Annotated in this window: 6 protein-coding genes; all 6 read left to right on the forward strand. The window is 42.4% G+C overall.

The genetic code is table 11. The features are described from left to right. The first annotated feature begins 13 nt into the window (after window positions 1-13). Window positions 14-3,364: a SusC/RagA family TonB-linked outer membrane protein gene (locus tag HPS54_RS10245; RefSeq protein WP_172345361.1), complete on the forward strand. Its 3,351-nt coding sequence runs from the start codon at window positions 14-16 to the stop codon at window positions 3,362-3,364. Between the two features lie 12 nt (window positions 3,365-3,376). Beyond that, a complete protein-coding gene (locus HPS54_RS10250; protein WP_172345362.1) occupies window positions 3,377-5,593 on the forward strand; it encodes a RagB/SusD family nutrient uptake outer membrane protein in 2,217 nt (738 codons plus the stop codon). A gap of 669 nt (window positions 5,594-6,262) precedes the next feature. Continuing rightward, on the forward strand, window positions 6,263-7,237 hold the full coding sequence (locus tag HPS54_RS10255) for a hypothetical protein (protein WP_172345341.1): 975 nt from the start codon (window positions 6,263-6,265) through the stop codon (window positions 7,235-7,237). A gap of 157 nt (window positions 7,238-7,394) precedes the next feature. Beyond that, on the forward strand, window positions 7,395-9,119 hold the full coding sequence (locus HPS54_RS10260) for a tetratricopeptide repeat protein (protein ID WP_172345363.1): 1,725 nt from the start codon (window positions 7,395-7,397) through the stop codon (window positions 9,117-9,119). Window positions 9,120-9,264: 145 nt separating this feature from the next. Continuing rightward, a complete protein-coding gene (locus HPS54_RS10265; RefSeq protein WP_172345364.1) occupies window positions 9,265-9,612 on the forward strand; it encodes a DUF3244 domain-containing protein in 348 nt (115 codons plus the stop codon). Window positions 9,613-9,633: 21 nt separating this feature from the next. Next, a complete protein-coding gene (locus tag HPS54_RS10270) occupies window positions 9,634-10,317 on the forward strand; it encodes a hypothetical protein (protein ID WP_172345365.1) in 684 nt (227 codons plus the stop codon). Window positions 10,318-10,425: the final 108 nt, after the last annotated feature.

Here is a 10,425-nt window from a genome sequence, read left to right on the forward strand (position 1 = left end):
GAATCATATCATTATGAAAAGAAAAGTCATAATAAGTTTATGCATCAGTTTCATGGCGCTGTTTGCCATGCCTGCTCTTGCACAAAACCAGACAGTAAAGGGAACTGTCGTTGACGAGAAAGGTGAGCCTGTTATCGGTGCTTCAGTTGTTGTTGCCGGACAGTCAGGTTCAGGTGTCATCACCGACCTTGATGGCAATTATACAATTTCGGTACCTAAAGGCGGAAAGGTTGTCATCTCTTATATTGGTTATCTTTCGCAGACTGTAGCCCCTGGTGGGCGCGTGCAGCTGAAAGAAGATGCGCAGAACCTTGAGGAGGTCGTTGTGGTAGGTTATGGAACCCAGAAGAAGGCACACCTTACGGGTGCTATCGCAACTGTTCCTGTGGATGAGATACAGGATCTTGCTTCAGGAGATGTCGCAAGTTCTTTGAGCGGTCTTGTAAACGGACTTAATGTAAGTTCGCCTACAATCAACCGTCCGGGAGAACCATCCCGAATAAGTATCCGTGATGCGAATTCGGTTGGTTCTGTAGGTGGCAAAAGTGAAGAGCCTCTTTATGTAATCGATGGATTCATTTATCCAAGTTCTCTTAAAGCCGGCAATGTTGAGACAAATCCCGGCTCTGAGGCATTCAATAACCTCGACCCGTCGACCATTGAAAGCATTACAGTGCTGAAAGATGCAGCGGCAGCGGTCTATGGTGCACGTGCTGCCAACGGTGTAATCCTCGTTACAACGAAGAAAGGTAAGCTTGGTGCTCCGAAAATTTCTTATTCAGGACAGTTTGGTATTACCGATGCCGTGTCTCATCCCAAGATGCTCAGTGCTTATAACTATGGCCGTCTGTACAATGCTATAGCTGCCGGTGACCCGTTGCAGACAAACCTGAACCTTAGGACAGACCTGTTCCAGGCTGATGAGCTTGAGGCAATGAAAGGTCTTAACTATGACCTGCTTGACAAATACTGGGAAACCGGTGTCACACAGAAGCACAGTGTAAATCTTAGTGGAGCGTCGGAAAAGGCTAACTATTATGCAAACATCGGCTATTTTACACAAGAAGGTAACCTTGGAGTCATGGACTATGACCGCTGGAACTATCGTGCCGGTGTGGACTTGAAGATAAGCAAGTGGCTTAAGGCTTCGATGCAGGTTAGTGGTGACTATGGCAAGAAGAACAAGCCGAATGTGAAGGTTGGCGGAACCAATGACCAGAAGGACTATAATCTGCTTTTGACCCGTCCTTACTATATTCCCGAATATGTAAACGGTCTGCCGATAGCAGCATACGGTCCGAGTAACACTCAGAAGAACGGCGATCAGAATTATGCTTTTGATGTTCTTCAGAACTCAGGTGACTACAGCAAGACTCAGACAAATAATATGACAATCAATGCTGCCCTTGACTATGATTTCGGATGGTACAAGCCCCTTAAAGGTCTTAAGATGCGTTTCTCTTATTCAAAGAGCATAGGTAATGACAAGGGTAACCAATATGGTTCGTCTTATAAGATTTATCAGATGACGGAACGTGCCGGAAGTGGCAATCACCTTTATACTCCTACCGGAAGCGAAGATTATGATGCACTTATGACCGACGGTAATTTTGTACTTGCCAACGGTGGTGCAGTTGTGCTGAATGGTGGCTCCGGTTCGGGATATCTGAGCCGTAACATGTTGCGTAGCGACAATTATCAGATGAACTTCACCATGACTTATGCACGTGATTTCGGTGAACACCATGTTTCTGGTCTTTTCTCAATAGAAAAAGGCGAGTCCGAAAGTGAGTATCTTTACGGCTATGTTACCAATCCTTACAGTTTCAGCACCGGACAGTCCAACTCTGTTGCACAGGGTTCTGAGATGTCTACTACGTTTACACGCGCTGAATCCGGTATGTTGTCATACATCGGTCGTGTGAACTACTCGTATGCAAATAAATATCTCTTTGAGTTCCTTTTCCGTTCGGATGCCTCTACCAAGTTCGCACCGGAGAATTATTGGGGCTATTTCCCCTCATTCTCTGCGGGATGGGTGGTTTCTGAAGAAAAATGGTTCAAGAAAGCCATGCCGAAAATAGACTTCTTCAAACTACGCGGTTCATTCGGTCTTACCGGACGCGACAATACTACTGCGTGGATGTGGATGCAGACGTATGCCACGGATAAGGACAAGGGCGCACCCTTCGGTACAGGAAACGGTAATAATGCCGGAAGCCATATTACTCTTAATAAGAACAATTCACGTGTGAACCGTGATGCCCACTGGGATAAGAGCTATAAGGGCAACTTGGGATTTGATATGAATATCCTTGACAGCCGTCTGGCAATAAACTTCGATGCCTATTATGAGTGGAACCGTGAGATGTTGTTGGAGAACTCTGCATCGATACCGGGTACCGTGGGTACAATCTCAGCACCTATCAACTACGGAAAGATGGACAACTGGGGTTATGAGCTTAGCCTTACATGGCGTGACAAGATTGGCAAGGACTTTAAGTATAAGGTTGGTATAAATACCGGATATCATGATAACAAAGTTTTGCTGATGGACTGGAATACAAACAGTGAGGTTTATCGCCAGATACATTACGGTCATCGTACGGATATGGGTTCATGGGGAATGGAATGTATGGGTATGTTCCGCAGCTTCCAGGAAATCTATGAATATTTTGACAAGTACAATATCACATCATATATGGGTATGTCGCGAGACGAAGTCCGTCCTGGTATGCTTATTTACAAGGATGTCCGTGGTGCTTATGATAAAGAGACCGGTATATATGCAGGTCCTAACGGTATCGTTTCAGAAGCGGAAGATAAGGTATGTCTGTCAAACCGCAGCAATCCTTACGGATTTACGACCAATCTCAGTGCTGAGTGGAAGGGTGTAGCCCTTACTGCACAGATTGGTGCAAGCTGGGGTGGTTACAGTTTTGTTGAGAGCGCAGCGCTGAAGCCCGGCAATAGTATCGAGTACACCAATATGCCTTCTTTCTGGAATCCGGACAACATGTTCGTATACGAGGATATATATGATGCAAGCGGTAACTTGCTGATGAAAGCTAATAGGGATGGTAATCTGCCGAACTTGAAATACTCTAATGTGAACTCTGTTCAGAGCTCATTCTGGAGAATAAGCGGAACGCGCGTAAGGCTCAGCCGTCTTACATTGGCTTACTCTCTTCCTAAGAATTGGCTGAAGCCTATAGGCATAGAGTCTGTACGTCTGAATGTCACAGGGCAGAATCTGTTGAGCTTCTACAATCCTTATCCTGACAACTATATAGATCCGATGTGCGGATACGGAAGCTATCCGGCATTGAGAAAATGGACTGTAGGTGTTAATGTATCATTCTAAAAAGTGGAAATAATGAAATATAGAAATATTAAGTTTGTCGGTGTGGCTATGCTTGCTGCTGTGGCAATGACCTCATGTAGCGATTCTTTCCTTGAGGAAAAGCAGAATTTCGAGCAAGTTGGCTCTGAGGTCTACAACGATATAGAAGGTGTGGCCGGACGTGTGAACGATGTTTATCAGTGGTGTCTTCCTACGCCTAACTCACGTCAGTTGTGGAAGCAGCCACAGAACGGACTGAGCGATGACGAGAGCAAGTCTACAGAAGAGTTCAGTGGTTTCGGATGTTTTGTAAATCCGCAGAATCCTATGCAGGCAGAAGTTGGCAATGTTCCTGATTATTTCCAGGGACAGGCCAACAATATAGTGCAGTCTGTATGGGGACGTGTCAGAAATATAAACGATGTAATAGCCGGTATATCCGGAGGTACGCTTGACCAGGCTACTAAGGACAAGTATCTCGGACAGGTTTATTTCTTCCGTGCATGGTGCTATTATCTGATGTTCAAGTGGTATGGCGGTGTGCCTGTAATAGATAAGGTTGTTCCTATAGAGGCTTCGTCTTTTACACCGCGTTCTACTTCAAAGGCTACTTATGAATTTATCTGTAACGACCTTGATAAGGCTGTAGAATTGCTTCTGCCGTATACTTCTGACGGTGGATGGACAAAGGCCGAGGACTACGGACGTGTGACAGCCGGAACGGCGATGGCAGTGAAGGGACGTATGATGCTGCTTTGGGCAAGCCCGCTTTTCAACCGTGCCAACGACGAGCAGCGCTGGAGAGACGCTTATGAGTATATCAACCAGTCCATGACGGTTATGGCACAGTGCGGTCACGGACTTTATGGTGAAGGCAATCCCGGGACAAACGCTTCTACGTGGGCTAATATGTTTACTACCACAGAGCGCAATCCTGAGGCGGTGTTCATTCAGATAAACAACAATGTTGCTGACGGCGGTGCACCTGACTACAGCCGTAACAACAACTGGGAGAATGCAGTGCGTCCGTCTAATACCATGGGAGGTGGCGGTGTCATTCCTTCTGCAATGCTTGTCGACCTGTTCCCAATGTCAGACGGTAAGGTTCCGGAATCAGCAGGAACTTACACAAAACTTGAGAAATCCGGTAAGATTTATGATCCGGAGCTTCCTTTCATGGACCGTGATCCGCGTTTCTACCGTACGTTTGCTTTCCCGGGTGTACGCTGGGCGTTCCAAGGTGATCCTACAAGCGACCAGAACTATAACCCGTACAAGGGTGGCGACTACATCCTCTGGAACTATATGTGGTATGAGAATGCCGATGATGCCGGAAATGTGGAGGGTAAGTCTTACGGAGCTGACAACCTCTTTACAAACGGTAAGGGCTTCTATGTGCGTAAACGTTCTGACGATGCTGACGTAAATAAGTCGCCGTGCTATATATTTGAGAATACAGGTCGTTCGTTCAAGCGTAATGCCGCTCCTTATATAGAGATACGTTATACAGAGGTTATGCTTAACCTTGCAGAGGCAGCATGCGGTGCAGGACATTTGGATGTTGCAGTGGACATGCTTCAGAAAATCCGTGCACGTGTAGGCTATACGGCTGATAACAACTATGGCCTGCCGGCAAATCTTCTTACAGATCAGGCTGCATGTATGTCTGCAATTCTATACGAACGTCAGATAGAGTTTGCTTACGAGGGTAAGCGCTTTGACGACATGCGTCGCTGGATGTTGTTCGACGGCGGAGCTGTGACTGTAGACGGTGCTCCTGCTTCATGGACACTTACCGGCTGGGGCGGAAACACATGTACATGGCTCGGTGTTAAGCCGATGAACGACCAGCGTCGTGAGAATCTTGAATTCCGTCTTAAGGAGCCTTATGCAGTAGGTGCTACAAAACAGGGACCACGCACAGAGGTTGACCCTCTGCTTAGTGGAAAGACACCGGCTCTTACTGTTGCGCAGCGTGATGCTTATGCAATAGACTTGCGTAAGGATATTACAGTAGAGCAGGAAAGACTGAAAGAGTTCTACGATACTTATCTTGTGCGTAAGCTTAAGAAAGGTGATGCGCGCACATCCGACAAGATTGACCTGTTTGTGAAGTATCAGCCTTACTATTACTTCATGGGTATCAGTTCTGGTGCACTTGGTAACAATGCAGGTATAGAGCAGACCATCGGATGGGCAGATACCAATAGAGGAAATGCTGCCGGGACATTCGATCCGCTGGCTGAATAATAGAATATATTAATACGGTAATATATTTAATACACAAAGGAACGCATCTCGCATTTGGAGATGCGTTCCTTTTTTGTATAGCCTGTGTCGTTCTGTTTAAATCCCAATCGGTATGATTTTTGATTGAGGCTCATTCCCCATGCAAAGTGCGTAACTTTAGGTTGCAAAGTGCGCAGGTTTACAGTGCAAAGTGCGTAGGTTTACGATGTTAAGTGGCGCACTTTGCAGCCTTAAGTGGCGAATTTTATGAGATAGTGGGAGGATGGAATTTATAAACATGAAATAGCATTTGTGACACTTGTGCCACTTTTGACACCAGTTCTTATAACATTTATATATATTAAAAAATACCTTTCCTTTAAAGGACATACATTTTATATTCCACAGCTCTTTATATAGAAAAGTGTCATAAGTGTCACAAGTGTCACGGACGACAGAATGGAGGTATCATAACCGTGTCCTGTTGCTTGGCATAAAACTATTTTCTTTTATCTTCTGTGGCACAAGCCACATATTTTCTTATATCTTCTCATATCTTCTTCTAATTATGTTAAAATGGTTTAAATAATAATGTTGTGTGATAACATTACACTAATAAATCCGTCTTATTATAAACAAGTCCGTTTGGGCTTAAAAGAATAAATTACTAACTAAAAAATATTGAAGTATATGAAGAAATTTTTTACTCTTGCTGCCGTGGCTTGCATGGCAATGTCTGTTAATGCACAGGAAATATGGAAGGCTGCTGATTTTGATCTTGGAACGGCAACTCTTGAAAAACTAACAGAAGGTATATATGGTGCCGGTACAGCTGATGCTCCAGATGTTACAGTTCCGGGTGAACTGATGACATCTGTTATTAAGGTTAATACAGCAAGTGTTTCTATGACGGCACTTTCTACTCCCAATGGAGACAAAACGATTAATGCCGGTTCTGATGCATGGCAGTTGAAAGGAACTGTTGATGGCAATGATGCTCTTATTGTGGACGGTTGCACACCACAATTTGCGAAGTATTTGATGGGACAGGGAAATCCCGAGCTTGCCCACTGGGAATTTGATGAAGAAACGGATAATGGAACATCTCATAGAGTATATGGAACTTATTGGGAACCGGGTAATGATATGCCTGCTAAAGGCTCGTACTGGAAATTTGACACTAATGCGGGTGGAACATTGAAAGTTGCAATATATGGTAATAAAAATACTAATCCTACTTATATTGTAGATGCGTCAACAAAACAGCCTCTTGCCCCTGCAAGTGTAGATGTTGCTATATTCTATCAGAACACAGGCTTTGCTTATGAAGGAAATGCTGATGAAGGTACAGCTAAATATCTGAATGTAGGAAAGATGGCTGATGATTATGTCCTTCAGCATACAAACGGCGTAACACAGAACCGTCCGGTATTGGGATATATAAGTTTCCCAGTTGAGGCAGGAAAGACATATTTCTTGTTTAATCCGAAGAGCCAGATAGGTCTTTATGGTTTTGAATTTACAGCCGGTAGCACAGGTATCAATGATGTAACTGTAAATGCCGGTCTTGATAAAAACGCTCCTATATACAACCTCGCAGGTCAGCGTGTAGGCAAGGATGCAAAGGGTATTCTTATCCAGAACGGTAGAAAGTTTATAAAATAAGATAGGGTAGAAGTATCTATATAAAGAGGTGGCAGGACAAAAATCCTGTCACCTCTTTTGTTGTATAACAAGGAATATGAATTCGTTGACATCGCATTAACATGCAATTCCGAAAGCGTTTGAATGCTATTTCTCAAATAAATATTACTTTTGCAACATGAGAAACCTTTACGGCATACTGATACTTCTTGTCCTTATCATACCGTCGTGTGTGCGCCACAGCTATCCTCCGCAGCTCATCACGGTTGACAGCCTTTGCAGCACTTGTCCGGACAGTGCCCTGCACATGTTGGACAGTATGAAAGACAGCTGCCGTGCAATGGACGAAGATGCACTGTGGTATTACCGCCTGCTGTGCGTAAAGGCTGCCGACAAGGCATATATCAAGCATACCTCACCGAAAGAAATAAACGAAATATTAAATCACTATGAAAACGGCGGCGACAGTCGCCTGCTTCCCGAAGCATATTTCTATGCCGGAAGCGTATACCGCGACCTCAACGATGCACCACAGGCAGTGGAGTATTTCCAAAAAGCGCTGGAGCATGTTCCGGATAAGGATTTGAGAATGAAAAGCCGAATATACAACCAGATAGGACAAGTCTTCATGTCGCAAGGTCTAACAGACATGGCTGTCTCTGCATATAAGGAAGCATATAAAAAAGATGCGCTCCTGAAAGATACCGCAAATATGATATACAGTTTGCGCGATATCGGATACGCATACAACAAGAAGGCAGAGAACGATTCATGCGAACAAGTTTTCAGACAGGCACTGGTACTTTCACAGGACAAAGGCGACAAGGAACTTGAACGGGACATACAAGGACAAATAGCCGGTATCTATGTGGAAAGAGGAAAATACAGAGAAGCATTAATGATTTTAGACAAATACAATATTCTTGCTGACAATACAGACAAGAGCGCCCATCTTTACATTGCAGCCGCCATATATATGGGAACAGAGGATTATGATAAGGCGGAAAAATACTGTGATTCTCTAAGGATGTACGGAAACATACATGCGAAAAGGGTTGCATACAAACATCTGATGAGAATATGCAGCAAGAAAAAAGAATATGAAAAAGTAAGCATATATTCAGATAAATATGAAGAATATTGTGACTCCGTTGAAAGAATCAGAGCACAGGAAGCAGTCGCCAATATACATGCCATATTCAACTATAATCTTCGCACAAAGGAAATAGCACGGTTAAAAGCAAAGCGCGCCCACAATTTAATAATCTTTGCATCGATAATATCTTTTTTATCTTTATGCACATGTATTGCTCTTTATATATTACACAAGATCATACGCAGGAATGAGAGGCAAAAGGAACTTTTTCACAGACTGAGAAGATATCAATATGAAATGTCGCAAGACTACAGAAAGGAGAACCTTGCAGAAATACACAGACTGGAACAGCAGATAAGCACATTCAAGGACAAGAACCACGAACTTGTAATCATGCTTGAAGAACAACGGACATTGCTCATCGCTGCTAACAAAAAGTCTGAAACAGACTACAACGACAAAATATCATCTATGCAACGCATATATGACACGGCAATTTATAAATCTGTTCTCAATAAAGCAAGAACCGACAAACCCCTGTCTGACATAGAGTGGGAAGTACTTGATGTCGTTATAAACAACAATATAAAAAATTTTCGCAAACGTTTATATGATATATGTAAAATGAGCAGTCACGAATATAATATCTGTATGCTCATAAGATTGGACTTGAAAATGAAAGATATAGCAGTCCTCGTGGGGCGTAGTTCAAGTGCCATAACAATGGTACGCAAGCGATTACATACAAAAATATTAGGAAAATCCGGAAACGGCAACGACTTTGATGAATTTGTCAAATCGTTATAAATCAAGGCAATACAAAATTCATGTATGCTGTTTTGTCAATTTGTCCTATATTGAGATGTCATTTGTGAATTATTTGTGAATTGAAAAATTACGCCTTAGCTATTCTTTATACATAATTTTGCGATGAACTTTAAAACACCGCAAAATGACAAACAAAAAACTACTTTCAGCTTTATGCCTTTGCATGCTAAGTTGTGTACATGCAAACAGTCAGGAAATGCATCTCTATGGAGACGGAGCCAGATGTACAAAAGGACATCGCTTCGAAATTAGTGTGAGTTATGACGACACAAGCGTCACCCTTAAAGCCCAAGAGACGTTGGACAATGTATATGTTGTGATAAAAGACTTTGACGGCAACATTATATATAATGGTTGGACAACGATAGACAAGACAAGCAACACAATCACGATGCCGGAAGAAGAGGGTATTGACAAATACACTATTGAGGTGTATGTAGATGAAGAGTGTATGAAGGGATATTTTGATTAACGACAATTAAACTATAAATTTATGAAAAAGAATTCTATTTACTTCTTGTTTATTATGATTATGTTTTTTTATTCATGTAATAATTCTGAAGATTTTATTACCCAACCTCAAAAAGCATATACAACAACAGATTACAATGTTTTTGTTCAAAATATTGATAGTATAAGCCGTTGTTACAAAAAGATAAAAACAGTGAAAAAATCAAGAGGCTTTTTAGAATATGTCGGTAAAGGGCGTTTGGAAAAATATGCAGACCATGGAGGGTTTATAGCCGGTGGATATATAGGGCAACAAGTTGGATGTGCAATTGGCTGTCTTACAGGCAATCCTGTCGGTGCTATTTTAGGATATGCAGGAGGTAGATGTGTTGGGAGGTTACTCGGGGCTGCAGTTGCATCATACGCTGCCGTAAAAATAATGGAAGAAGGTGTCAGAAATATCTTTAAATCACCTCGTATCTATGTAAATAATTATTCTTGTAATGGAGATAGTATCGATTATTATATTCCTGAAAACAGTGTCAGTCAAGAGGACTCCTTAGGATATTATCATAATAAAATAATGGGAGTTTTGATGTCTCAATCGGATAAATATCAGAAAGAAAATGGAGAACTATACTATGAATTACTTTATGAAGATTGTGTTGCTCTTGCCAAAGAATTTAATATCTACAATGATACAATAACTACCCGTTGGCGGAATTAATTTAAGTTGATAAATATGAGTAAAAAGTTGTACATGTCGCTGATTTTTAGTAACTTAGTGGTGATTAAAACATTAAGTTCAAACCATCGTATGTACAACCTTTATGCA

It is taken from the genome of Xylanibacter caecicola (assembly GCF_013166515.1).
Taxonomy (GTDB): Bacteria; Bacteroidota; Bacteroidia; order Bacteroidales; family Bacteroidaceae; genus Prevotella; species Prevotella caecicola.

What these genes read in the sequence shown, in the direction of transcription:
- HPS54_RS10245 (WP_172345361.1), top strand. Translation starts at nt 14, where the DNA reads ATGAAAAGAAAAGTCATAATAAGTTTATGCATCAGTTTCATGGCGCTG.
- HPS54_RS10250 (WP_172345362.1), top strand. Translation starts at nt 3,377, where the DNA reads ATGAAATATAGAAATATTAAGTTTGTCGGTGTGGCTATGCTTGCTGCT.
- HPS54_RS10255 (WP_172345341.1), top strand. Translation starts at nt 6,263, where the DNA reads ATGAAGAAATTTTTTACTCTTGCTGCCGTGGCTTGCATGGCAATGTCT.
- HPS54_RS10260 (WP_172345363.1), top strand. Translation starts at nt 7,395, where the DNA reads ATGAGAAACCTTTACGGCATACTGATACTTCTTGTCCTTATCATACCG.
- HPS54_RS10265 (WP_172345364.1), top strand. Translation starts at nt 9,265, where the DNA reads ATGACAAACAAAAAACTACTTTCAGCTTTATGCCTTTGCATGCTAAGT.
- HPS54_RS10270 (WP_172345365.1), top strand. Translation starts at nt 9,634, where the DNA reads ATGAAAAAGAATTCTATTTACTTCTTGTTTATTATGATTATGTTTTTT.